The organism is Alteromonas sp. LOR, assembly GCF_000753865.1.
GTDB lineage: Bacteria > Pseudomonadota > Gammaproteobacteria > Enterobacterales > Alteromonadaceae > Alteromonas.
Map to the genome: position 1 here is coordinate 297,676 of NZ_JQFW01000056.1, position 25,324 is coordinate 322,999.

General features: G+C 44.4%; 18 protein-coding genes and 1 tRNA gene. 13 read left to right on the top strand and 6 right to left on the bottom strand.

What is annotated here, in order from left to right; genetic code table 11:
* Nucleotides 1–136 precede the first annotated feature (136 nt).
* Complete coding sequence (lptF, locus tag JV36_RS0116745) at nt 137–1,237, top strand: LPS export ABC transporter permease LptF (protein WP_032097333.1); 1,101 nt, start codon at nt 137–139, stop codon at nt 1,235–1,237.
* Nucleotides 1,238–2,299, top strand: a complete 1,062-nt coding sequence (lptG, locus tag JV36_RS0116750) for an LPS export ABC transporter permease LptG (RefSeq protein ID WP_032097332.1) — start codon at nt 1,238–1,240, stop codon at nt 2,297–2,299.
* A 126-nt stretch (nt 2,300–2,425) separates the two neighbouring features.
* On the opposite strand, the gene JV36_RS0116755 is transcribed toward lptG, so the two are convergent.
* Nucleotides 2,426–2,869: an RDD family protein gene (locus JV36_RS0116755; protein WP_032097562.1), complete on the bottom strand. Its 444-nt coding sequence runs from the start codon at nt 2,867–2,869 to the stop codon at nt 2,426–2,428.
* A gap of 597 nt (nt 2,870–3,466) precedes the next feature.
* Here JV36_RS0116755 and JV36_RS0116760 point away from each other — a divergent pair.
* The 6 genes from JV36_RS0116760 (at nt 3,467) to JV36_RS0116785 (ending at nt 9,533) form a co-directional block, all read left to right on the top strand.
* A complete protein-coding gene (locus JV36_RS0116760; RefSeq protein WP_032097331.1) occupies nt 3,467–4,000 on the top strand; it encodes an RNA polymerase sigma factor in 534 nt (177 codons plus the stop codon).
* Nucleotides 3,997–4,698, top strand: a complete 702-nt coding sequence (locus JV36_RS0116765) for an anti-sigma factor (RefSeq protein ID WP_032097330.1) — start codon at nt 3,997–3,999, stop codon at nt 4,696–4,698. Before JV36_RS0116760 ends, JV36_RS0116765 begins: the two co-directional genes overlap by 4 nt.
* A 169-nt stretch (nt 4,699–4,867) precedes the next feature.
* On the top strand, nt 4,868–6,460 hold the full coding sequence (locus JV36_RS0116770) for a DUF4331 domain-containing protein (protein WP_032097329.1): 1,593 nt from the start codon (nt 4,868–4,870) through the stop codon (nt 6,458–6,460).
* Between the two features lie 11 nt (nt 6,461–6,471).
* Complete coding sequence (locus JV36_RS0116775) at nt 6,472–6,999, top strand: Ig-like domain-containing protein (RefSeq protein ID WP_081926660.1); 528 nt, start codon at nt 6,472–6,474, stop codon at nt 6,997–6,999.
* Between the two features lie 166 nt (nt 7,000–7,165).
* On the top strand, nt 7,166–8,317 hold the full coding sequence (locus tag JV36_RS0116780) for a hypothetical protein (protein ID WP_052010324.1): 1,152 nt from the start codon (nt 7,166–7,168) through the stop codon (nt 8,315–8,317).
* A gap of 82 nt (nt 8,318–8,399) precedes the next feature.
* Complete coding sequence (locus tag JV36_RS0116785; protein ID WP_032097328.1) at nt 8,400–9,533, top strand: HupE/UreJ family protein; 1,134 nt, start codon at nt 8,400–8,402, stop codon at nt 9,531–9,533.
* Nucleotides 9,534–9,617: 84 nt separating this feature from the next.
* Here JV36_RS0116785 and JV36_RS0116790 read toward each other — a convergent pair whose 3' ends face one another.
* The 3 genes from JV36_RS0116790 to fucP all read right to left on the bottom strand — a co-directional run bounded on the left by JV36_RS0116790 (nt 9,618) and on the right by fucP (nt 15,088).
* Nucleotides 9,618–12,758 carry a WD40/YVTN/BNR-like repeat-containing protein gene (locus tag JV36_RS0116790; RefSeq protein ID WP_032097327.1) on the bottom strand — a complete coding sequence of 1,047 codons (3,141 nt, stop codon included), beginning with the start codon at nt 12,756–12,758 and terminating at the stop codon, nt 9,618–9,620.
* Between the two features lie 186 nt (nt 12,759–12,944).
* Entirely contained in the window at nt 12,945–13,793 is an 849-nt protein-coding gene (gene aroE, locus JV36_RS0116795) for a shikimate dehydrogenase (RefSeq protein ID WP_032097326.1), read from the bottom strand.
* Between the two features lie 20 nt (nt 13,794–13,813).
* Nucleotides 13,814–15,088: an L-fucose:H+ symporter permease gene (gene fucP, locus JV36_RS0116800; protein ID WP_032097325.1), complete on the bottom strand. Its 1,275-nt coding sequence runs from the start codon at nt 15,086–15,088 to the stop codon at nt 13,814–13,816.
* A 183-nt stretch (nt 15,089–15,271) separates the two neighbouring features.
* On the opposite strand from fucP, the gene JV36_RS0116805 reads away from it, so the two are divergent.
* From JV36_RS0116805 to JV36_RS0116820, 4 genes are all read left to right on the top strand, one after another.
* Nucleotides 15,272–16,483 (top strand): ROK family transcriptional regulator, encoded by a 1,212-nt coding sequence (locus JV36_RS0116805; RefSeq protein WP_235207874.1) that lies wholly within the window; start codon nt 15,272–15,274, stop codon nt 16,481–16,483.
* A gap of 256 nt (nt 16,484–16,739) precedes the next feature.
* Nucleotides 16,740–19,337, top strand: a complete 2,598-nt coding sequence (locus JV36_RS0116810) for a TonB-dependent receptor (protein ID WP_032097324.1) — start codon at nt 16,740–16,742, stop codon at nt 19,335–19,337.
* 263 nt (nt 19,338–19,600) lie between these two features.
* Nucleotides 19,601–20,578, top strand: a complete 978-nt coding sequence (locus JV36_RS0116815; protein WP_032097558.1) for a DUF1852 domain-containing protein — start codon at nt 19,601–19,603, stop codon at nt 20,576–20,578.
* A 135-nt stretch (nt 20,579–20,713) separates the two neighbouring features.
* Nucleotides 20,714–21,742 carry a methionine synthase gene (locus tag JV36_RS0116820; protein ID WP_032097323.1) on the top strand — a complete coding sequence of 343 codons (1,029 nt, stop codon included), beginning with the start codon at nt 20,714–20,716 and terminating at the stop codon, nt 21,740–21,742.
* A gap of 3 nt (nt 21,743–21,745) precedes the next feature.
* Here the strand turns inward: JV36_RS0116820 and JV36_RS0116825 are convergent, their stop codons facing one another.
* Nucleotides 21,746–23,821, bottom strand: coding sequence for a GAF domain-containing hybrid sensor histidine kinase/response regulator (locus tag JV36_RS0116825; protein ID WP_052010323.1), 2,076 nt, complete (start codon nt 23,819–23,821; stop codon nt 21,746–21,748).
* Between the two features lie 443 nt (nt 23,822–24,264).
* Between JV36_RS0116825 and JV36_RS0116830 the strand changes: the two genes are divergently transcribed.
* Nucleotides 24,265–24,351: transfer RNA gene (locus JV36_RS0116830), tRNA-Leu, on the top strand.
* A 294-nt stretch (nt 24,352–24,645) separates the two neighbouring features.
* Here JV36_RS0116830 and JV36_RS19315 read toward each other — a convergent pair.
* Complete coding sequence (locus tag JV36_RS19315) at nt 24,646–25,230, bottom strand: TetR/AcrR family transcriptional regulator (RefSeq protein WP_052010322.1); 585 nt, start codon at nt 25,228–25,230, stop codon at nt 24,646–24,648.
* Nucleotides 25,231–25,324: the final 94 nt, after the last annotated feature.

The window sequence follows — 25,324 nt, forward strand, 5'->3', positions numbered from 1 at the left end:
AATAAACATAGGTCAATTTTGCGTCAAAACATCATGCAAACGGTTTATGATTGCAGGCAAAACTTGTAAAAACGGTAAGTTTAAACAAAATTGTGCTTTCTTTCACTAAAATTCCTAATTATCCGGGCAGACTGAGATGCTGATATTCCGCTATTTACTTAAGGAAACGCTTAAATCTCAGCTAGCGATTTTCTTTATCTTAATGGCCATTTTTGTCACTTTACGCTTTGTTCGCGTTTTAGGTGACGCTTCTGATGGCGATATCCCAGCCGGGCTCGTTTTAGGCTTTCTAGCGCTTTATGCCCCCATACTATCATCTCTTGTTCTTCCGATAAGCGCTTATCTTGGAATAATGCTGGCTCACGGTCGTTTATACGTCGATAGTGAAATGACCGTCATGCGCGCCTGTGGTATCAGCGAATGGTACATTACCAGAGTGATGCTGTTCTTATCGGTGCTGATCATGATAGTGACTGGTGCAATCACCCTATACTTTTCGCCCCTAGCAGCAGAAAACGAATACCAGCTAAGAGAAAAAGCGCGCAATGAAGCAGGCATTTCCGCCCTAATGCCCGGCCGTTTTCAACAAACCGGGAACGAAAAGGCGGTTATTTTTGCCCACGACGTAGATGAAAACGATAAGCTTCAGCGAGTATTTTTATCGCAAAACCAGAGCGACGATAGCAAAGAGCAAGTTCGTGTGGTTTACGCGCAAAGCGGTGACGTGGCAACCAATGCCGACGGCACCCGAAACCTTATTCTCAAGCAAGGCGTGCAGTATGAAGGCGCTCAATCGGGTAAGGCCTATCGAAAAGTAGAATTTGACGAATATCAGATTCAAATTGCAGATAAGCCCGCTGAAGAGCCTCGCAAAAAAGTAAGCGTTTTGCCCACGGTAGAGTTATGGAACGACAGCAGTATTGAAGCACGAGCAGAATTGCAGTGGCGCATTGCTATTCCACTGTCCATCCCGTTTTTAGTACTCATTGCTGTGCCGTTAAGTGCCGTTGACCCCAGACAAGGTCGCTTTGGAAAAATGTTCCCTGCCATTCTTCTTTATCTGGGCTACTTCTTATTATTGCTGGCTAGCCGCCGCGTATTAGAAGATGGAAAAATGCCTCCCCAGCTGGGCTTATGGTGGGTTCATGCTGTCATGTTGGTTATTGGGTTTGTGTTAATTGTGCGCGATAGGAAAACCGGCACGCAGCTGCGCGCTTGGGTACTGGGGAAAAAATAAATGTTCAAAATCCTCGACTTATATGTCGCTCGCACATTACTTGGCACGGTAACCGTAACCTTAAGCGTGTTAATTGGCCTAAGCGCTCTCATCAAATTTGTAGAGCAGCTACGAAAAATTGGCGAGGGCGACTATGACATGCTCGTTGCCTTTCTCTACGTGATACTGAGCTTACCTCGTGACCTAGAGCAGTTTTTTCCTATGGCTACCCTACTCGGTGGTTTAATAGGCATGGGTGTACTTGCCAGCAACAGCGAACTGGTAGTGATGCAGGCTGCAGGATTAAGCCGGTGGAATATCATTAACTCTGCCATGAAATCCACCCTCGTGATGATCCTTGTGGTAATGGCAGTAGGCGAATGGGTAACCCCCGTGAGCGAAACAAAAGCCAAACAAATTCGCACCGAAGCTATTTCTGGGGGAAGCTTGTTTTCGTCTGATAAGCTGGTATGGGCGAAAGATGGAGAACGTTTTGTCAGCATTGGCCAGGTAGTGAGCCAAGACGCATTAAAAGACATTCGCATTTATACCTTCAACCCAGACCTCTCCTTACAAAGCATCAGCTATGCAAATTCAGGGACATTTGATGATGACGGGTGGTGGCTAAATAATGTCGATGTCACGTCGTTTACCGAGCAACAAATTACCAGCGAAAGTTTTGAAAGAAAGCGTTGGAATTCAACACTTACACCAGACAAATTGGGCATTGTGGCTGTAAAACCAGAGGCGTTATCGATTACCGGGCTTGTTGATTACGTCAATTACTTAAAAAGTAACGATCAAGACCCTGCTCGCTACGAACTGGCCCTTTGGCGCAAAATACTCCAACCGGTATCTGTGGGTGTTATGTTGCTCATGGCGCTGTCTTTTATCTTTGGTCCACTGAGAAGCGTGACCATGGGTGCTCGAGTTATTATGGGCGTGCTGACAGGCTTTGGATTCTTTATTTTAAATGAAGTGTTCGGCCCGGTGAGTTTAGTCTATCAACTGCCGCCCTTCTTAGGCGCCATTTTACCGAGCCTTTTGTTCGCTGCCATTGCGGGAATAATGCTCAGGCGCTAGAGCATAACGATTTACTCAAATTTGGTTCTATCTATTTAGCGCTAGGCCGTTTTGGGGCTAATCGGTTTGAAGCGAAGGCAGCCTGACTGCCCTCCCTTAGTTTCCGTTATTCTTTCTTCGAATCAACTACCAGCTTTTGTGATCATTAGCTTCTTTAGACAGCTTTAACACCTCTGTTTTTGCTAGCCTATCTTGAAGTGACTGCTTTTCTTTAAAATCAAATAGAACCAATAACGTACCTAGTCCGAAAAGCGAGCCGACCAAGCGCGTTATCAGGCGGGTCATTGTTACCGGCTCTTCTACCGTGCTAAATATGCGTAAACGCCATGCTCGCATGCCCAACGTTTGGCCACCGCGCTTCCAAAACCACAAGAAGAAACCCGCTACCCAAAGCCCTACCCAGCTTTGAATTAATAGCTTATACCCCGTAGAAGCTTGAATGAGGTCTGCTGGCTCAGCAAAGCCCTGCATATCGAGCCCGCCATTTTTAAGCATGACGATTAGCGTCACTATCATCACCATTGCTGCACACATACCTACCGCAACCGCGACGAGCACGTCATATATCATGGCAGCAAGGCGTCTAAAAAAACCTGCCCTCTCACCAAAATCATTGGCAGGCTGGGCCGTATCCGACTCAGCGCTCGCACTTTTTTCGCTTTTCTCACTTTTATTGCGAACTCGTTGTTGAGATCTCGTTTTGTTTTTGGCCACGGTATTCTCTTTTCACTACTCAGGAGCTGACATTATCACGGTGTAGTGTGACACAAGCTTGAGTTTGCATAAACACACACACCGCTCAATTACGTGCTTTTCATATTTATTGGGCTTTAAAGCTACGCGATTTATCAAAAAAAGGGCTAACCCTAAAAGCACTTAGAGCGTTTTAAATACACAATGAATAAGAAGCGAATAGAAGAGACAGGCACGACACACATGCACGACACACAAAATATGTGCTAGCAATTCTCAGGAAGCAATGACAATTGCACAAAGCATGCTATTGTCATTCTTACTGGTTTTTGCATCTTTTAGTGCATCTAGATGCGCGCGACGATCGTTATATATTAAAAACGTGTAAGTCTTATTATGGCTAACATGGCTAACAACAATAAATAAACGTGCGGCAACGGGCCTAGCCCACATAGCTGTACTCAAGGAGCCAAAATGGAGCACGAAATTCTGTTTCCGCTGTTATGTAAAACTGCTGAAGGCAATAAAACCGCCTTTGCCGAGCTTTATAAAACAACCAGTTCACAACTATACGCTGTAGCACTTAAAATGCTTAAGCGGCCAGAACTTGCGGATGAAGCAACGCAAGATGCCTACATAAAAATTTGGCACAATGCAGGGAGCTATCAACGAACTAAAGGTACCGTATTAACGTGGATGGTGAGCATTGTGCGCTATCGAGCACTCGATTTGATGCGCTACCACAATGTTCGCAATGAAGTTGAACTAACTGAAGATGCTACCGCTATTCCAGACACTCCACAGGCTTTTAAGTTAGGCGGCGAGCAGGAGAAACTCGCCGCTTGCCTAGATGAACTCGACGGACCACAACGACAAGCGATCCACCTGGCTTACATTAATGGCTTTTCTCATCAGGAGGTGGTGAATTATTTATCGTCGCCGCTAGGCACAATAAAAAGCTGGATTCGAAGAGGATTACAAAGCCTTCAAAGGTGCTTATCGCTATGAATTATTTAAAAGAAGAAACGCTTAACGCGCTTGCAGCGGAATATGTGGTGGGGACACTACGAGGAAAGGCCCGCGTTCGTTATCAAAAATTGATGATGCAGTATCAAGCGGTGAGCGACGCCACTGCGCAATGGGAACAGTATTTAGCGGGTTTCAACGATGCGGTTACCCCCATTCAACCGCCAGAACGAGTATGGGAAGTGATTCAACAGCGTTTGGGGCATTCAGATTCTAAAGACACATCAGCGCAAATTGTTGATTTTGAGCGTGCGAAACGCAATCGCTGGAGAGGCTTGTCTGCACTGTCTACCGCTGCTGCATTAGTACTTGCTGTGTTGCTTGTGGTCATGCAACCTTCTCCTGTTGATGAAGTGTCGCATATTGCTGTGGTGAATAACGCGGATAACACCCCACTGTGGGTGATTGAAGTATCACCAAGCACGTTAGACGTTAAAGTGACTGATGCCTTCACTGCACTTGCTGATAAAGACTACGAACTATGGATGGTTCCTGCAAATGGTGAAGCGCCAATATCACTTGGATTGATGCCTGAACTGGGCGGCGATAGTAGAAATACGCCAGACATATTACTTGATAGCAGCATAGCAGCCCTTGCGATCAGTTTAGAAGAGCCAGGCGGCTCTAAAACTGGTTCGCCAACCGAAGTACTTTATATCGCGCCAATCTTGTCGGTATAAAATATTTTTCAACTGCTCTAAAGGCCGCATTTTTACTGACAAAAAATGCGGCCTTTTCTTTTTATTTACCTTTTTTAACTAATTATTTTCATTCTTTTTGCTTTTTTTGCATCTAATAGCGCATCTCACTCGTTTAACTCTATGAACTCATCAAACAGAGAGATACACAATGACAATCTTAAAACGCAAAACACTATCGGTTGCAATAGCTCTCACTTGCGCTGCCGTTACTGCTGGTGCCTTCGCATCAAGTCACAGAGAAGCGCCAAACATTACACGCGCACCTGCTGTAGACAGCACAGATTTTTACGCTTTTAACAGTTATGAAGAAGGCCGCGACGGCTACGTAACCTTTATCGCCAACTATATTCCACTGCAAGATGCTTACGGTGGTCCAAATTATTTTGCTATGGATCCAAACGCGCACTATGCCATTCACATCGATAGCGATGGTGATGCCGTTGAAGACGTAAGCTTTGTATTTAATTTCACAAATATGCTTGCGGCCGATAACGAAGGCATTGCCCTTCCGATTGGTCCAGAAGGCAACCAAAAAATGGTGAAAGTACCGCTTAAAAACATTGGTGGTATTAGCGCTGATGATTCAAGCGCGGCAAACTTCTCTGAAATGTACTCGCTTACGATGGTTTCTGGCGACATGCAGAGCGGCGAGCGCACTACATTAACGCCAGCTATGGGCGATATGTTTAAAAAGCCGCTTGATTATATTGGTAATAAAACCTTCACCAGTGAAGCTGAATATGCTCGATATGCAGAAAGCTTTATCTACTCGTTTGCTATTCCTGGCTGTGATGACATGGCTCGCGTATTCGTAGGTCAGCGTAAAGACCCCTTTGTAGTTAACCTTGGTAAAACATTCGACTTGGTAAATTATGTACCTGTTGAAGGTGATAGTGCACCGGGTGCTGGCGATGGAGAAGGTTTCCCAGGTGGTATTACACAAAGTGAAAACAATGATGACTTACTAGATAAAAACGTAACGTCACTATCTGTTGAAGTGCCTGCTGCGTGCGTAACCGGTGATGGCAACGGCGTAATAGGTAGCTGGACTACAGCAAGCTTGCCACAAGCAACAATCCTAAACCCGGATGCAACCTTCGCAAAACCATCAGTAAGTGGTGGTGCAATGACACAGGTATCTCGTTTAGGCAGCCCGCTAGTGAATGAATTAGTTATCGGTATTGGTGACAAAGATACGTTCTCAAGTGCGCACCCAAGTGATGACGGTCAGTTCGCTGATTACGTTACTCACCCATCGCTACCAGAGCTACTCAACATCTTATTTAAAGACGCGGTTAACACCACGCTAGGAACGGATATTGAGACACTAGCGCCAACAAATTTCCCGAGAACCGACTTGGTAACAGCGTTCCTTACTGGGTTCCCTGGTGTTAACCAGCAAGCAACGGTAACACCGTCTGAAATGCTTCGTTTAAACACGGGTATTCCAGCCACACCAGCAGCGTCACAATCGGCATTTGGTGTAGCAGGCGATGATTTAGCTGGCTTCCCTAACGGTCGTCGTCCAGGTGATGATGTTGTGGATATTGCGCTTCGCGTAGTGATGGGTCGTCTGTGCTACCCAATTCCAGTAGCAGGTGAAGATACAGACCTAGGTTTGTGTGCACCTGAAGATGCAAGCGTAGGTACAGTGCCATTTACCGACGGTGCACCTGTAGATGCAAGCATGATTGATTCATCATTCCCATACCTAAGAACGCCTATTGCTGGCTCTGAGTAAGGAGCACAACTATGAATAAACCTATTGAGAAAAAATCAAATAGAAGCATTCATCGAATTTGGATCGCTACATCGTTGGCACTAGCTCTATCGGGTTGTTTTGATAGTGATGATGACAACAAAGCGCCTGAAATCAATGAAGCACCTGTTGCAGTAGATGACATGCTGACAACGCAGGCAGACATTGCATTTGAAGGGACGCTTAGCGCGTCTGACCCTGAAAACGATCCACTTTCGTTTGCATTAGAAGAAGATGGTTCGTTAGGTTCAGCCGCTGTAAACGCAGACGGTAGTTTCACCTACACGCCTAACGCTCAGGTAACAGGCTCAGACAGCTTTACCTTTAGTGTTAGCGATAGCTTTAATCAGAAGGTGACTGGAACCGTCACTGTGACAATTGAAGCTCAGCAACTATCAGTAACAAGCTACACCAGAGCGGCATTTAATCAAGCCCCAACTGATGAGCCTCTTCCAGTCAATGGACGGGAGTTTACTCAGGATGCTGATGATGCAGCGTTTGACGATCTATTAATCGATTAGACTGTCTTTTATAAATTAGGCTGTCTTTTATTAATTAGACTGTCTTTTATCAACTAGATTAAACAACAATCTTTTTGACAGCACGGAATAAAAGACTGATTAGTAAATCGTTGTAAAAGAGCATAACCGCAAGGCCAAGGATGGCCTTTTTTTTTAGGGAATTTTCATGTTCAAACCTCTATCTTCATGTGTCACTTTCTGTTCTTTTGTAATCACGGCAAGCGCTTCATTTCTGCTTTCAATACCAACAATAGTTAATGCAGAACCTTTAAGTAACAACGCTACACAAGAAGTATCTAAAGACACCATCATTGCCACTTGGCAACCTACTACCACAACACTTTCTACTATTTCTGATGCAGAGAAACTTTTGACCGCAAGTCGTTTCTTATCAGCATCGGGAAATGAACGCCAGCAAGTTATCCAGTTCGTGAATAGACTTCGTTCATCAAAGGCAGAACTTAGCTACGAGCAGCGACAGCGCCTGGTAATACTCGAAGCCAGGTTGATGCAAGGCGTACATAAATTCGATGACGCTCTTCAACATCTGAATACCATTGATACCGCGCACTCTGGGGCTGCGCAGTTACTACTGGCAGATATCAACATTCAGCGAGGTCAAGGCGACAAGGCGAAACAACACTGCGAACAGCTAATGGGCAAAACCAGCTTTCTTCTTGCTTTTGGTTGTGTGCTAAATGCCGATTTCTCCATAGCGCCTTCAGAAGATGTATATAACAAACTGCAAAAGTTTGAGCGTTACTCATCACTTACGAATGCTGAATCGATTAATGAAGCTGAATATCTATGGTATAGAGAAACCCTAGCAAGCATGGCGCTAGCACTTGAGAAGCCTAATCTTGCCGTTCAGCAGCTATCAGAATTTACTTTATCAACGCTGCCAGTAAGTGCTTTGATAACATGGGCCGATGCCCATTACGCCACGGGGCAATATGACACTATAACGACAGTGCTTGGCCAAGAAGTCAGTGATATATCCCGCTTAGACGATGCACTGTTGTTAAGATGGGTGAAAGCACAAAAGGCCCTAAACTTAGATGACACAAAAGAGATGCGCCTTTTAAGTAAGCGCATGCAAATAAGAGCATGGCGAGAGGACACATCACATGCTGCCCAAGTAGCAAGCTATTACCTAGATGTAGATTATCAGCCACAGCTAGCGATAAAGTTTGCTCGCCTAAACTGGGAATATGCCCAAACCAAACACGATGAACATTTATTGAAACGAGCAGAACATGCCCTGAGCACGAAGGACGCAGAAGCTGCTCAAGCAACACATGTCTCTGAGGCTTCTTAGAGCTTTCAGGTTTCTCAGACATCTCAAATCACTGAGAGCTAGGGCGTTTTTACAGTTAAGCTAACGGAGTTAGAGCTAGGTTATGCAACGAGCAGTATTATTTTTCTTCATTTTTTTTAGCACACAGTGCGTGTCTCATGAGTTGAGCAGTGGCTATCTTACACTGAACCAGCAGGAAGCTGGCGTGTTTCAGGGCGAGTTATTACTCAAGCCAGAAGACATCGGCCAAGCCGCTAATTTAGACACCAATAATGACGGCAAGCTATTGTGGAGTGAAGTGTTAGCGAATCAACAACAGGCTGCCGCCTATATTGCCAACGCGCTACAGATAAAGCAGGGAAGCGGCAAGTGCCGTGTTTCTGCTGCCTCTCCCACTACGCGTTCTATCTCCGCCGAATCTCTTGTCGTTTATCCTTTGTCGGTTAACTGCCAAGCGCGTAGCAATGGAGACGGCAGTGAAGAGAGCAGTAAAGACAGCAGAGTAATCAGCATTAGCTACGAGGGTATTTTTGACATATCGCCAACCCATAAGCTTCTTACTACGGTAAATGTGCAAGATGAAACCCTGACATCGGTGATTGCCGAAGACAAACGCATACTTACCCTGACGCCTAAAGCACTGTCTACCGCGTCGCAATTTTTTGAAATGGTATACCAAGGCATTTGGCATATTTTTATTGGTCTGGACCATATTCTTTTTCTCGTGGCGACCTTGCTTACTGTGAACCTAGCACGACATCAACGCTCATGGAAAAAAGAGGACAAGAAGCGCGATATTGTTAAAAACACGGTAATTTTAGTGAGTGCCTTCACCCTAGCTCATTCTATTACGCTTACCGCTACCGCCCTTGATATCATTACGCTAGACAGCAGGTGGGTAGAGCTGGGCATTGCAATTTCCGTTATGCTAACAGCACTGAACAATATATTTCCGGTGGTATTTAGGCTCGGCTTTTTAACCTTCGGCTTCGGCCTTCTTCACGGCATGGGCTTTGCCAGCGTATTTGCTGAATTAAACGCACAATCAAACAGCCTAGTACTGAGCGTGGCCGCATTTAATATTGGCGTTGAAGTTGGGCAGCTAGCCATCGTATCCCTACTGCTGCCCCTACTGGTATTAATGCGAAACTGGCACGTGTATGCCAAAACCATCATGCCTATCGCCTCATCAGTCATCGCGATTATTGCATTAAACTGGACTTTACAGCGCTGGTAACCTCAAAAGAAAACGCCCCTGTTTGATATCTATTTCAAACGGGGGCGTTTCATTATTTGTCGCTTTGTTCAACCTATGCCGATTTTACAAACTCTCTAAATCGTACACGCCTTGCTTAGAAAGCTTTTCATTTAACGGCGCAATTCGCTCGTTAAATAAGGTTTGCAGCTTCAACTTATATTGCTGCCATTTTGTTTCAAGGTCATCTAACCGCTTAAGCGCGCCGGCTTGCGCTGGTGCACCCGTACTATCAAAGTTATCCATTAAAAAGCGTACTTGTCTGTCGAGCATATTTGGCCAGTTAATATCATCTTCGAAGGTTTGATGTTCAGGCTGAATAACTAACGATTCCCATTTATCTATTTCACTCACAATGCTATCGATGGAAGTTGACACATCGTTCGCTAGCATGACGTTAGACGCTGCCACATGCTTAAGCCGGTCACGGACATCACGGGCTTTTTGAAGGTGGGCGAATAATTCATTGAGCACATCTTCACTCGCCTGAATACTTTGCTCTACTTTTTGTAATTCCGCAGGCTGAGCATTTTCTCTTGGGTCGGGCAACACGTTAAAGGGGCGCGTTTGCGACACCTCGCCTACCGTGATTGTTGCCTTGTATTCCCCCGGCATCACTCTCGCGGCATTCCAGCCACCGAATAATTTTACGTTATCAATACAATTAAGGGGCTGACGACGTAAATCCCACTCAAAAGCGTTAAATCCAGCATCGGTAGGTGGATGCGTAAACTTCAACGGACTGCGAATGTCTTCATTTCCTTTCGCGCATTTTTCAAACGCACTTGCTGAAGAAGATAACGCCCGCACCAATTGGTTGTTGGTATCAAATATATCTATTCGAAGGGTTTCGTCTTCATCTAACGCCTCATTTAAGAAGTAGCGAAATGTAGCTCCTCTCGCAGGGTTTTCTGCTTCTAATTGACCACTTATATTGCCTCCAGCTAGAAGGCGTACCCCATCAACTGGGCTAAACTGGAACAACGCTTCATCAACCAAGGTATTGTTAGCCTCGCGAAGTGGCGCTATGTCGTCCAATATCCAAAAGCCCCGCCCTTGAGTAGCAACCACCAAGTCATCGCCTTTCACCTTGAGGTCGGTTATTGCCACCGGCGGTAAGTTGAGCGAAAGCTTTTGCCAATTTTTACCATCATCAAAGCTGATGAACATTCCGCTTTCTGTGCCGGCAAACAACATGCCTTCTTGCTGACTATCTTCACGAACCACTCTTACAAAAGCGTCTTCCGGTAAGCCTTTATCGATGCGAGTCCAGCGTTTACCGTAATTCGTCGTTTTATAAATATACGGACTGTAGTCGTTAAGCTTGTAACCAGTAACCGCTACATAGGCTTTTCCTTCGGCGTGAGGGCTTAGCTCTATGGCATTTACCTGCGCTTCTTTTTTATGGGGCGTAATATCTGTCCAGTTTTCGCCTTCATCTTTAGTGAGATGCAGCTTACCATCATCGGCGCCAACCCAGAGTTCACCAGCATTAACAGGCGATTCAGCAATATAGAAAACCGTATTGTAATATTCAGCGCCCGCCTGCTCGTTAGTAATAGGACCGCCATTTAGCCCCTGCTTTTCAGCATCGTTACGGGTAAGGTCGGGGCTAATTTCTTGCCAATTTACGCCTCTGCCAGTGGTTTTTAGTATCATCTGTGTTCCGTAATACACCGTATCAGGGTCGTGTTTTGATACTAAAACTGGCGCATTCCAATTAGTGCGATACTTTTGGTCTTTTGCATTACGTCCAAACACGTATTCAGGGTAAGGCATGATAGGACGGGTTAACCCACTGCTTCTATCAAATTCAGTAAGCGTACCGTTAATGGTAGTCGCGTATATAAGCGTGGGATCATCGGCATTAAACGCAATATGAGCGCTCTCACCACCGCCAACGGCAAACTGTTCCTCTATGCCTATGCCGCTATCGAAGGTAGCAGATGGCGTCGCCATGGTGGTATTGTCTTGCTGGCCACCATATACATAGTAGGGTTTAAGGTTATCTGTGGTCACACGGTAAAACTGTGCGGTAGGTTGATTATAAATGCTCGACCACGACTCTCCACCATCAAAGGTGATGGTTGCGCCGCCATCGTTAGCGTTGATCATGTTTAGGCTATCTTCTGGATTAATCCACATGTCATGGGTATCACCGTGGGGCAACGACTTTATTTCAAAGGTTTTGCCACCGTCGATGGATTTGTGTAGCTGAACATTCATCACATAAAGCGTGTTGTCGTCGTTAGGGTCTACTTTGATATGATTGTAGTACCACGCCCTGGCTTTCAGAATGTTGTCGTCATTCAGTAATGTCCACGTTGCACCCGCATCGTCACTGCGATACAAGCCGCCCTCATCGGCCTCAATAATGGCGTACAAACGCTTAGGATTAGAGGGTGATACATCAATACCGACTTTGCCAATGAGCGTAGGCAAGCCTTTTTCAAGTTGCTCCCATGTTTCTCCGCTATCGGTAGACTTGTAAATACCACCGCCTTCACCACCAGATTTTATAAACCAAGGGGTTCTGCCGTGATGCCACATACTGGCGTAGAGTACTCTGGGGTTAGACGGATCTAAGGCTAAATCCGCGGCCCCTGTATCGCCATTCACTTTTAAAACGTGTTGCCACGTTTTGCCGCCGTCAGTGGTTTTAAAAATACCCCGCTGCTCATTAGCCGACCAAATATTGCCCTGAACTGCAGCCCAAGCAATATCTGGATTAGTGGGGTGAATACGTATTTTTGGAATTTGACCGCGATGTTCTAAACCAACGAGTTCCCACGTTTCACCGGCATCACTAGACTTATAAATACCCTTACCGTGGCTTGTGGTTACACCTCGAATAGGACCTTCGCCAGTGCCAACATAAATAACGTTATTGTCTGAGGGCGCAACGGCAATAGCACCAATGCTCCCTACAGCGAAATGTTCATCCGAAATTGGCTTCCACGACAATCCCGCATTAGTGGTTTTCCACACCCCTCCACCTGCTGTGCCCATGTAATAAAGCTGAGGTTTTCCATCAACTCCGGCAACGGCGACAGAGCGACCGCCGCGATATGGACCTATAAATCGGTACTCCATGTTGTCGAAAAGCTCTGCGCTGACGGTTTCTTCTAATGCACTGGTTGAAAATGATGTACTTAGCAGTGTGGTGATAGACACAACTAAAGCTGCTAATGGTCGCAGTGATTTCATCTTTGAACGCCTTTTTTGTTTTCAATAAAAACTGACACGGACCGTTTTTATCAATATTTATTTTTGGTGGGACTCTATACTGCAATGGAGTCAAGCCAAAGGCAAAGGCTTTAGGGCCGATTAACGCAAGGTAAGGGGTTTTGAAAGAATCATTGTGTATACCGAGTGTCGGCGTGAAAACAAAAGCTAGGTGAATATAGTGTCGAGCGTGGCTTTCATAACGTCTGTATTTGCTTCAAGACCAGTCCAATATTTGATACTCAAACGCCCTTGGTTTACCAGCATCTCCAACCCATTAATGGTTTGGCACCCCCTATTTTTCGCAGTTTTGAGTAGATTTGTCTCTGGAGGATTTGGGATAACATCTGCAACAACAGTGTGCGAATCCATGAGCGATAGATTAATATTAACGTGCTGGCTCGTGTGTGGATATAACCCGATAGTTGTGCAGTTCACTAGAATATCGATGTTTTGTTCTACGGCAACGGTGTGGTCCCACTCAATAAAATACGCCTTCGCTGACGTATTTTGATTGATCAAACTCACTAAATCTCGGCCACGGTCAGTATTTCTATTAACAATGCCAATATTTTCTACTCCGGCTAACGCCAACTCAACGGAAATTGCTCTTGCAGCACCACCCGCGCCTAAAATTAACACCCGTTTGTCCTTGATATCTAAGATATCGGTGAGTCCTATCAAGAATCCTTTGCCGTCAGTATTCTCGCCTATATACAGGCCGTCTCTTTCTACCACTGTGTTAACCGCGCCTATTAGCTTCGCAGAATCGCCCAAACCATCGAGATGCTCGATAATCGAGACTTTATGCGGAACTGAGCAGTTAAACCCTTTCCAACCCATTGCTTTTGCGCCTTTTACTGCATCGTTTAGATTAGACGGAGAGACTTCACAGTTTATGTACCGCCAATCTATCCCCAAATCTTTATAGGCTTCTTCTATCATGGCAACCGTTGGATTTTCAGATGCGCCCTGAGAAAAGGAGCCTGTTATGCTTGATAAAAAGTGCAATGACATATTTTCCTCCTGCTAAGGCGTTAAGTTCTCTGTTTTGCTTTGAGGTCAAAAATAGCGTAAGACGCTACAATTAAAAAACACCCTGCCGGCACAATATAGGAAAACGCAGCACTATAGTTGTCGATAAATGAAGCCTGTAGTAGTGGTATTAATGCCCCACCAAGGATAGCCATTACAAGACCTGCTGCACCAAATTTTGCGTCATCTTTTAAACCATGTAGCGCTACCGCATAAATGGTGGGAAACATCAAAGACAGGCAAGCTGATATTCCAATTAACGCCCATATTCCATATTCATTCGGCATGGCTACCATACAGACGCAAAACGCAGAGGCCGTCATTGCCATTATTGTAAGAAGCAATGCGGGTCTAATAAAACCCATTATCCATGTCATCACAAAACGGGATACGAGAAAAACCAACATACTGTATTGAAGAACTTTGCCTCCAGATATTTCATCTCCCCCTTGCACCTCCATCACGTATTGAATGGTGAAAGTCCAAACACAAGTTTGAGCCGCAACGTTGAAAAACTGAGCCACAACACCAAAGCGATAATGGCGATTTTTAAACAGCCTTTTGACCGTTGCCCTAAAATCTACTTTCGAACTAGATTCCTGCGCCTGACAGACTGTAGGCGTTTTCGTCATCGCAATTGCCAACCAAATAACGACAAGCACACAGGCAAACCCTACATAGGGCACCATTACTGCTTCTAATTCCGCACTCATCACCGCAATGATTTGCTCTGCGCTCATACTACTTCGCTCGTCAGCCGTTGCTTGGTTTAGTTGAGGCAGAATTAGCGTTGCCGCTAAAAATACACCTAAGTTAGTACCAACGGGATTGAATGATTGAGCAAAGTTTAAACGGCGCGTTGCCGTGACTTCGCTTCCCATACGCATAACGTAAGGGTTTGCTGAGGTCTCTAAAATCGATAACCCACCCGCTAAAATAAAAAGCGCAGCGAGAAAAAAGCCATACGTCATCATCTGGCTTGCAGGGTAAAACATAAACGCACCAACGATGGCACACCCCAAGCCCGTCAGAACCCCTGTTTTATAGGAAAACCGCTTGTTAATGAATGCAGCAGGGATCGCCAAACAAAAGTAAGCACCATAATAAGAAAATTGAACGAGAGCCGATTGAAGTGACGACATAGTAAAAATTTTACTGAACACTTTAACCAACGGGTCGGTCATATTTGCCGCAGTACCCCACGCTGCAAAACACACCGTAAGGAGAATAAAAGGCAGTAACATATCGCGGGAAACTAAGGGGGCTTTTTGTTGCATGGGTTACGGTCGCATGTTAATTTTTGGTTAACGCATTTAAACAACAAAAAAATACCGTGTCAATAAATCAACTTTATTTATTTAATTGATTAACTCCGGATTAACCTAATGAGCCTATTTTCATAGAGCAGCATTTACCTTGTGTGTGGTATTTTCAATCTCCCTACCGTTGAAGTAAGCATAATGACCTATAAAATAAAATCCCAGCAATCGTCTCGCAACAGCCGAGGCCAATCCGGTCTCAGGGTGCAAAATGAGCGCAAAATCATGTCTCTCATTCGTCAACATAATGCATTGCCAAAAGCCGAAATCGCCAATAAAACTGGACTTTCTGCACAAGCAGTCACGGTTATAATTAAGCGCTTAGAAGAAGAAGAGCTTTTAGTTCGAAAAACTCCACAGCGGGGCCGGGTAGGTCAACCTCTAGTGCCCTTTTCGCTGAATTCAGAGGGTGCCTTTGGTATTGGACTAAAGGTAGGAAGACGAAGCTTCGACCTGACATTAATTGACTTAAATGGCAATGTTCGCGCCACGCTTCATGAAAACTTCCAATATCCCAGCGTTACAAAATTATTATCGTTTTTAGAAAAGGGCATTGAAGCCTTAACACTAGGTTTAAGCGACAAGCTACGAGAGAGAATAATGGGCGTAGGTGTGGCAACCCCCTATGAAATATGGAGTTGGGCTGAAGAGGCTGGCGCACCTTCTAACATTCTTGATGAATGGCGAGATTTTGATTTCACAAAAGGAATCAAGAGTATTATCAACTTGCCAGTGTATGTATGCAACGATGATACCGCAGCCTGCTCTGCAGAGTTGAGTTTCGGCAACCCCGGTCATTTTAATGATTTCATGTACGTTTTTATTGGCACCTTCATTGGCGGAGGAGTGGTTATTAACGGCTCTCTCCTCACAGGTAAAAGGGGTAACGCTGGTGCGATTGGTTCGTTGCCCCAGCCAATACTAAACAAACAAGGGCAACTCTCCTCACAGCAACTTATCATGCAATCATCGTTGTATATTCTTGAAAAGATGTTAGTCGATGCCGGCTACGATGGAAAAGCACTTTGGCAATCCAGTGAATATTGGGGAGAGTTAGGCCCAACCCTTGATGACTGGATAGACAAAGTGGCTGATGGCCTCGCTTATGCGGCGCTGTGCTCGATGGCTATTTTTGATTTTGAAGCTATTGTTATTGATGGCGCGATCCCGGCCCCAGTTCGAGAAAAGATAATTAGGGCTACAGCCGAGAAGATCAGTTTAGCCGATACTAGAGGCCTATCTCCTTGCCAAATAGTGAATGGTACGATCGGCGGTAAAGCTCAGTCCATCGGATGCGCTAACCTACCGTTATTAGTCAACTTTTCTCAAGACAGCCAAAACTTATTTAACTAAGCCTTTACCCTCTCTTATTGACTACCGGCAAGCCGCATAACGCGGCTTGTTTTCTTTGCATTTTCCACCGATGTCAAAACTGTTGCGATAACGGTCAATAATTCAGTTCAAAAAATATTAAATAATATTAGTTGATTTATTAATTTCATTAATCTACATTTCGTTAACAATCTTGTTACCACTGTTAACACAAAGGCATATTTTCAATTAACAGGATTTACTTACACTAAGAAATTAATCATAAGAGGGACACACTATGAAATGCTCAACCAAAATTACACTTATCGCGGCCGCCGTCACTGCGTCTATTTCACAATCATCCATAGCACAAACCGCCGAGGAAGAAGCCAGTAAACCTAGCAGCTTAGATTTTGAGCAAATCATTGTTACCGGTACGTCTCGACCAAAAGAGAAAATTGAATCTACTAACGCTATGACAACGTTCGGTGAAGAAAAACTAGAGCGTTTGGCCCCTTATAGTGTGGGTGAGTTGGTACGAAGTATTCCAGGATTTCATGCAGAAGACACGGGGGGTGAAACAGGTAACAACGTGGCTCCTCGTGGTTTTCCTCTTTCAACGCAAACTGAATTTACCGCTCTACTTCGCGATGGCATGACGGTTTTTTATAACCAAGATGTTTTATTTTCACAAAACGACCGCTTTACTCGCCTTTCTAATTTTATAGGTAATGTTGAAGCCATTAGAGGCGGTGCATCCTCTATTTTCGTAGGTAGTGCACCAGCCGGATTCATCAACTTTTTATCACGTGAAGGCGGTGATGATACTGAGGGAGATGTATTTTTTGAAACTAACAGCAACAATCGTTTGGGGGCCCAAGCGTGGGTGAGCGGCTCGATTAACGAGCAAACTGTGTATGCCATTGGCGGGTGGTATCGAAAAGGCGATTCTGCTCGCGACCCGGGCTATACCGCCAACCAAGGTGGAGAGCTAAACGCTAATGTAAAATACTTTTTCGAAGACGCGAGCGGCTTTACTCGGTTCGAGTTTAATAAACAAAACGATAAGTCGTTTTTCTTTATTCCCCAACCTCTTACAGGCTCTACAACTGACGCTCAAACGATCCCTGGAGGTATGGATATTCGTGACGGCACAACAGGCAACTCTGCAGGTGCGCGCCTGCTGCGTTTGGCAAACACGCCTAGTGGCGACATAGACTTAGATGTTACCGACGGTAACTTCGCCGACGTTACTTACTTCGGTAATACGACGGAAGTAGAGCTTAATGATGCTTGGACGTTTTCAAACCAAGTTCGCTACACGGATATGCTGACAACCTTTACAGGCATAATTAATGTTGGCAATGCTGAATCACTTTCTGGCAAAGCACAGGCTATTTTCGATAGCAACGAGCAGGCACTTGCCGACGCGGTATTTGGTGGTGAATTAAATTATCGTGTCGTCGACGCTGGTACCGGATTTGAGTTAGCGAACAACAGTAATGTTGATAGCTTTAACACCAATGGTTTTGGTATTAATGCTGGATTCTGGCATCGCCGTTTTGAAGGGGACAACTTACAAAACGAAACAAAAATGCGCCATATTTATGAGGGTTTTGATGAGGGTACATTCTATTCTACTTTCGGTTTGTTCGTATCGAATATAAATGGACATGTAACTGACTATCGCATTAACACACTGCAATCTGTTGAGCCGTTGCCACAACGCCTCGATATCGCCTTCATAGATGCCGAAGGAAATGATATTGCAAGTGGAACCTATAAAGGCATACAAGCCGGTTCTCATGGTTTTGCTAACATTGTTTACAATGAGTCAACCATTGCGCCTTATGCCGACTTTGAATATGAGATTGATGATTTAACCTTAAACCTTGGTGCGCGATATGAAACATTGAGAGCCAATGGTGAAGCGGAAAATCCGGGGAATTATGAAATTAGCAGCTTTACAACCGACTCGGATCCGGTGAATGGCAATATCATTCTTCCCTTTGGTGCAGGGACATACAGAAATTTTGATGTTGAATACAACGAATTAGCGTGGACAGTCGCCGCAAACTACATAGTCAATGAGGATTTTGCTGTATTTACGCGATATGCAGATGGCTTCCGTATGCCAGATGTAGACAAATACATGGCGATTACAGACCTGTCGAGTCAAGAGGAGATAGACGAGTTTAATCGCTCTGAACGTCGAGAAACACAGCCTGCATCTACAGTAATGGCCGAACTGGGCTTTAAATATAACTCAGGCGACGTTGCAGCGTTCTTAACAGGTTATTATGCTGCGGCAGACGATTTATTCTTTAACGTTCCTACGGTGGTAGATAATCAGGTAGTACAACGCCAAGCATTCCGCAATACCGAAACGTTGGGTCTTGAGGCCGAATTCAATCTGCAAGTAACAGAAGGATGGAGCGTTGGCTTGTCTGCCACGTATCAAGATCCAGAATTTGTTAATACCCCTGCAGCCGAATTTATTAATAGCGATGGTAATGTTGATACAGTAGATATTAATGGCAATATGCCAGTGCGAGTACCCAAGCATTTTGGACAGCTTACTACTAGCTATGAATTCGAAGATTTTGCTTGGGGCGTAGCAAGTATCAATGCGACTTACTCATGGAGTGGTAAACGCTATGCGGACGACGCGAATACTGCAGAACTGCCATTTTACGGAATGCTAAACTTAGGCTTCGCTATTGAAAATGAAGATGGCTACTACGTTCGGGCTGATGTGAAAAATATTAATAATTCTGAAGGCTTATCCGAAGGTGATCCTCGAGCAGGTGAAACAGTTGCAGGCCAAAGTACAACATTTAACGCACGAGTAGTGCTACCTCGTACCTTTACAGTGAGCGTGGGTAAGCGTTTTTAAAGTAAGTTTCGCAAAAAGAGTAGCCTGCCTGTTAGGCAGGCTACTCATCTTTAAATTCCCGTTAATATTCCTTCTTAATATTCCTTCTTAATATCAATATCCCCCTCTTATTATCGCCCTTGTGGCCATCGCTACTTTCCAAAAAACCATAAAACAATGAATTCAACTCATATAAAAATGAAATTAAGTCATTTTTATTCATGGTTTTAATTGCGTATAACATGGTTATTGTTTTCAGCACCAAACATAGAGCCAACACAGCGATGACTAACGAATTTGAATTTACTATCACTCGTACTCGTTTTGATGAAGACTATCAGCCTTCTGAGCATACTCGGGTAACCACAAACTTCGCTAATTTAGCGAGGGGTAAGCAGCGAAAAGTTAACCTGCGCAATGCACTGCAAATGATAGACAATCGATTTAACGCACTTGCTACTTGGGATAATGCTGCTGCAGATAGATACACTGTTGAGCTTGATATCATATCGGTTGATGTGGATGTCGAAGGCAACGGAGAGAGCTTTCCAACCATTGAAATTCTTCAAACCAATATTGTTGACACAAAAACGGGCAAACGCTCGCAAGGTATTGTTGGCAATAACTTCTCATCGTATATACGCGATTACGACTTCAGTGTAGTGCTGTCTAATCACAACAAAGGACAGTCGCATTTCAGTGTGCCTGATGACTTTGGCGAGCTGCACGGAAAACTATTCCAGCACTTCGTACACTCTGAGGCCTACAAAGCGCAGTTTACGAAGTCGCCGGTAATATGCATCAGCGTGTCAGACAACAAGGTGTATCAGAGAACAGAAAATGAACACCCCGTTTTAGGCGTAGAATACACCCCTAACGAAACCTCATTAACCGAAAGCTATTTTAAAAAGATGGGACTGAACGTGCGCTATTTTATGCCGCCTAATAGCGTCGCCCCCTTTGCCTTTTATTTCTTTGGCGACCTGCTAAACGACTACACCAATTTAGAGCTTATTAGCACCATTAGCACAATGGAAACGTTTCAAAAGATTTATCGGCCTGAAATTTATAACGCAAATGCTATTGCGGGTAAACACTATCAACCGAACCTCAAACACCAAGATCATTCCATTACCCGAATTGTTTACGACCGAGATGAACGTTCTCAATTAGCGGTTGAACAAGGCAAGTTTGTTGAGGAAAAGTTTATTACACCCTATCAGACAGTGCTGACCCAATGGTCACGACAGTGCGCTTGGTAAAGGCCAAGCTGCCTTGTACCAGCTAGCTCGCTGTCGATTTTCTCATTTTCACTATTTCTGTAGCCCCTTTGGTCTTCTAAAGGTTTTAGTTTTCTATGGGAATAGCTCAACTAGGTTATTATTCAAAAATACATTATGAAAACACTATTACCCACTTCCACCTCAGGCAGTCTTCCTAAACCAGCATGGCTGGCGCAGCCTGAACAGCTTTGGTCACCGTGGAAACTAGCGCAAGATATTTTGCCTGAGGGCAAGCACGATGCGTTAAAGCTGTCACTTCACGAACAGCAGTGCGCCGGCATTGATATCGTGTGTGACGGAGAGCAAACTCGTCAGCACTTTGTTACCACCTTTATCGAACACTTAAGCGGTGTGGATTTTGAGAATCGAGAAACGGTGACAATTCGAAATCGCTATGAAGCCAGCGTACCAAGGGTAATTGGTGCCGTTAAGCGCACCCGCACCGTGTTTGTGGAAGATGCCAAGTTTCTTAGAAGCCAAACCTCCCAACCCATTAAATGGGCCCTACCCGGCCCAATGACTATGATTGATACGTTATATGACGCTCACTATAAAAGCCGGGAAAAGCTGGCCTGGGAGTTCGCTAAAATTCTGAACCAAGAGGCCAAAGAATTGGAAGCCGCTGGCGTCGATATCATTCAATTTGATGAACCTGCTTTCAATGTGTTTTTCGATGACGTTAACGAATGGGGCGTGGCTGCTTTAGAGCGCGCGATTGAAGGGCTTAAGTGCGAGACGGCCGTGCACATATGCTACGGCTATGGCATAAAAGCGAATACAGATTGGAAAAAAACCTTGGGAGAAGAATGGCGTCAGTACGAGACCATTTTTCCAAAGCTTCAAAAATCAAACATCGATATCATTTCACTTGAGTGCCACAACTCTAAAGTTCCGCTGGAGCTGATGGAGCTTATCCGCGGTAAAAAAGTGATGGTCGGCGCAATAGATGTAGCCAACCATGATATTGAAACCCCTGAGGAAGTAGCCACTACGTTAAGAAAGGCACTGAAATTTGTGGATGCAGACAAATTGTATCCCTGCACCAATTGTGGAATGGCCCCGTTACCTCGTCATATAGCTCGCGCAAAGTTAAGCGCACTGGCAGCAGGTGCCGAACTCGTGCGACAAGAACTAGTGAAATAGCAGCTAAGCGGTCAGTACGCTGCGAAGTAAATCGTACAAAACCGTGAGTTTTACAGGCTTAGCCAAATGCGCATTAAACCCGACCTTGGCGTAGTGCTCTATGTCCGTGGTCATTACATTTGCAGTAAGTGCTATAACGGGAACACTCTGATTTAGCTTTTGTATTTCAGCAAATGCCTGAAGTCCGTCCATTTCAGGCATTTGGATATCCATTAACACTAGATCGGGTGTATTTTTGGAAAACTGCTCAAGTGCCTCAACCCCATTTTTAGCAAAATGTAAGTATGCCTGGGTCGGTGCTAACATAGATTCGATAACAAGGGTGTTTATATCGTTGTCTTCGGCAATAAGAATTGTCTTGCCTGAAAGGTTAGGAACATCGTCCGTTTGGGAAGCAGTTTTTTTGCCTTCTAAGTTTGCGTGCTCAAGGGGTAAGGTTACCGTAATTGTTGTTCCCTGATTAGGAACGCTATCAACTTCAATGTTGCCACCCATCATTTGAACCAGACTAACCGTGATTGACATACCCAATCCTGTGCCACCAAATTTACGAGTTGTAGATGAGTCAGCCTGAGTAAAACGTTCAAATATCCGTGCCTGCGCTTCTTCAGACATGCCAATACCCGTATCCTTTACGGTGAAACGTAAAGCGTCTGAAGAATAAGAACTGTCGTTCATCAATGCTATGCTAACTTGCCCCGATTTGGTGAATTTAACGGCATTGGCGCACAGGTTAAGAAGAATTTGCCTCACCCTCACTACATCGCCTTTCCACCCATCAACAAAATCTTTGCTTATACTGGATTTTAACGCTATTTGTTTTTCAGTGGCTTCTAGGCTTAATTCTGAGTGCACATGCTCCATCACATCACACATTGAAAAAGGCTGCTTTTCTAACGTCAGCTGGTTAGCTTCAATCTTCGAATAATCCAGAATATCGTTGATGATTGTAAGCAAACTCGTCGCGGAGAAGCTCGCTTTTGATATAAGCTTCTGTGATTTTGAATCTAAGTTTGAGCGTTCTAATAACTGCAGCGTACCAAGTACGCCATTCATTGGGGTTCTTATTTCATGACTCATATTAGCTAAAAAGTCACTTTTAGCTTTAGTGGCTTGCTCGGCTTTATACTTTGCTGATTGCAGTTTTTTTGATGCTTCTACGTTATTGGTAACGTCCTGAAACGTGCCAAACAATCTTGTACATTTATCTTCGAAGAACTCTGCCTCGCCCTTCGTGACTACCCAACGACGCTGTCCCTTCATCGTTGTTATTTGTGCTTTGAGATCCCACGGCTTACCGTGACGAATAGCCAAATCCACTGCTTTCATTAATTCGTTTCGGTGTTCGCCAGCGGTATAGAAGTTAAACGCCTCTTCAAATGTTGGTTGGTAATGCTCGGGAGCTTCGTGAATTTGCCGAGTCTGGTCGCTCCATTCCACATTGTTACGGTTAAGGTCGACTTTCTCCAAAATACTATTTTTAATTTTAGTCTTTTTTGTTTCTAAACTTTCGACGTTGATAGACCAAGAGCCTATCTTCCCTACGTTCTCTAGTTTTGCGAGGGTAGATGCTTTTGATTTTAACTGTTCAAGCACTTCTCTTCTTGAGATTTCTGAACCTAACCACTGAGCAAATAACTCGATAAACTCATAGCTTTCTGACTCAAACCGGTCGACAGGTTTAGCAGCAGAGAAATTAATGGTGCCAAATACCGTGTTATCAGTAATTATTGGGGCAGCGAGATACGCCTCAAGCTTTTGTGCTTCGTAGCAGGGGTGGCTAGCAATTTCTGAAAAGCCTACGTGGTTAAACCCAACCACTTTGTTTCTATTAATTGTGTAATGACAATAGGTTAAGCCAAGGTCGAAATGCATTCCGGCATCAAGACCATCAACATTATTAACAGTTCTAAATACCGTATAATCATCATCCACGATTTGACTCACAATACCAACTTCCAAGCCAAACAGGTCGAGACCAAAGCGCAGTAGTGCATCCACTTTCTCATCAAAATCTAACGACTGATTAGATACGATATTGTGGAAGCTTCTTAGTGGGTTCACTTTTTCCGCTTTCATAGAGGGCCTTCCATTGAATTGAACTTCACGCGGGGAAAATACTGTTTTAAGTGTGTGCTTTTCAGACTGAGAAATGTTCATCGTTGATACTAGCTACCGTGCGATACATCGTAAATAAAAGTTCCAGTGGCCTTGACAGACCTACTAGCGTTTTAAACGAGCTGATTGGATCAGACAGCAATCTTGATGTACCAGCACTGGTGTAGTGTTTAAAATGTGAGCATAACACCTGCCTACCAGCTTCCCTATTCCCAATAAGTATAGATATGGCCTTTAATGTCACTCATAAGACCACATTGTGAGACCTTTGTTTAAGCGTGATGTTATTTGCACTCAATGTATAAACTTTCAACACTTGAAGATAATTCACGAAAAAAAGTGTTGTATGCGCGCGCTGCATCGCTATAATGCATCGCATTGGCGCTTAGCCATTACAATGTGATGCCAGAGTGATGAAATTGGTAGACATGACGGATTCAAAATCCGTTGCTAGAAATAGCGTGCCGGTTCAAGTCCGGCCTCTGGTACCATCTCTAAACCAACTTTTTAGTTGGTTTTTTTGTATCTGCGGTTTGATTAATCGGTACGCTGGCGTACCGTCCGAGTGTCGGCCCATCGCTTGGCGACCAATCATAAGTCCGGCCTCTGGTACCATTCTCTTTAAATAGAGAGCAAGCCGACTTTAAGTCGGTTTTTTTGTGCCTGCGGTTTGGGTAAACGGCACGCTAGCGCACCGTCCGAGTGTCGGTCCATCGCGTGGCGACCGACCAAAAGCCCAATTTGAACGCTAAATAAAAGGAGTGACTTAAATAAACGCCTTCCGCTCATGTGTGTTCAACAATGTTAACTAATAATGCCATATGCGCCTTTTTTTGACTCTCAAATGCTTCTTCACCATAAAGTTGCTTAAGTGTCGGCTGTGAAATAAGGAAGTACTGAACAGCCCCTAGAAGATGGTAAAGAAATGCCATAGGGTCGTACTGTTCATAATGCCCATCACGTTGAGCTTGCTCGACTATTCCAACTAACGCATCTAACCACGGACCTAAAAACCATTTGCTGACTTTATCTGCACGTTCCTGATTATCAAGCAGCTCTCTGAGTAACAAAATAATCACTCTTAGCTGTTTATCATTAGGCTGTGATATCTCGAGTATAAATTCGCTTAACTGCTTTTTAGCTTTGTTGTGACTTTGTTTTATGGAATCAAGTTGTTGTAACAAGTAATTTGCAGCCTCTTCCAATACAGCAGCATAAAGCTTTTCTTTTGTCGTAAAGTGATGGAGTAGCGCCTGTTTGCTTACCCCAAGTTTTTTCGCTACATCATTAATACTGGTGCCATAAAACCCGTTTCTAGAAAACAGTATCTCTGCTTCATCTATAAGCCTGGACTTAGTGTCTTTCTTCACTTCGTGTTAACCAAACGTTAAAAATAGTGTTGACAACTTACCATGCGGTAAGTATTTTGTAAACGAACTTACCGAACGGTAAGCAGATTCTAGT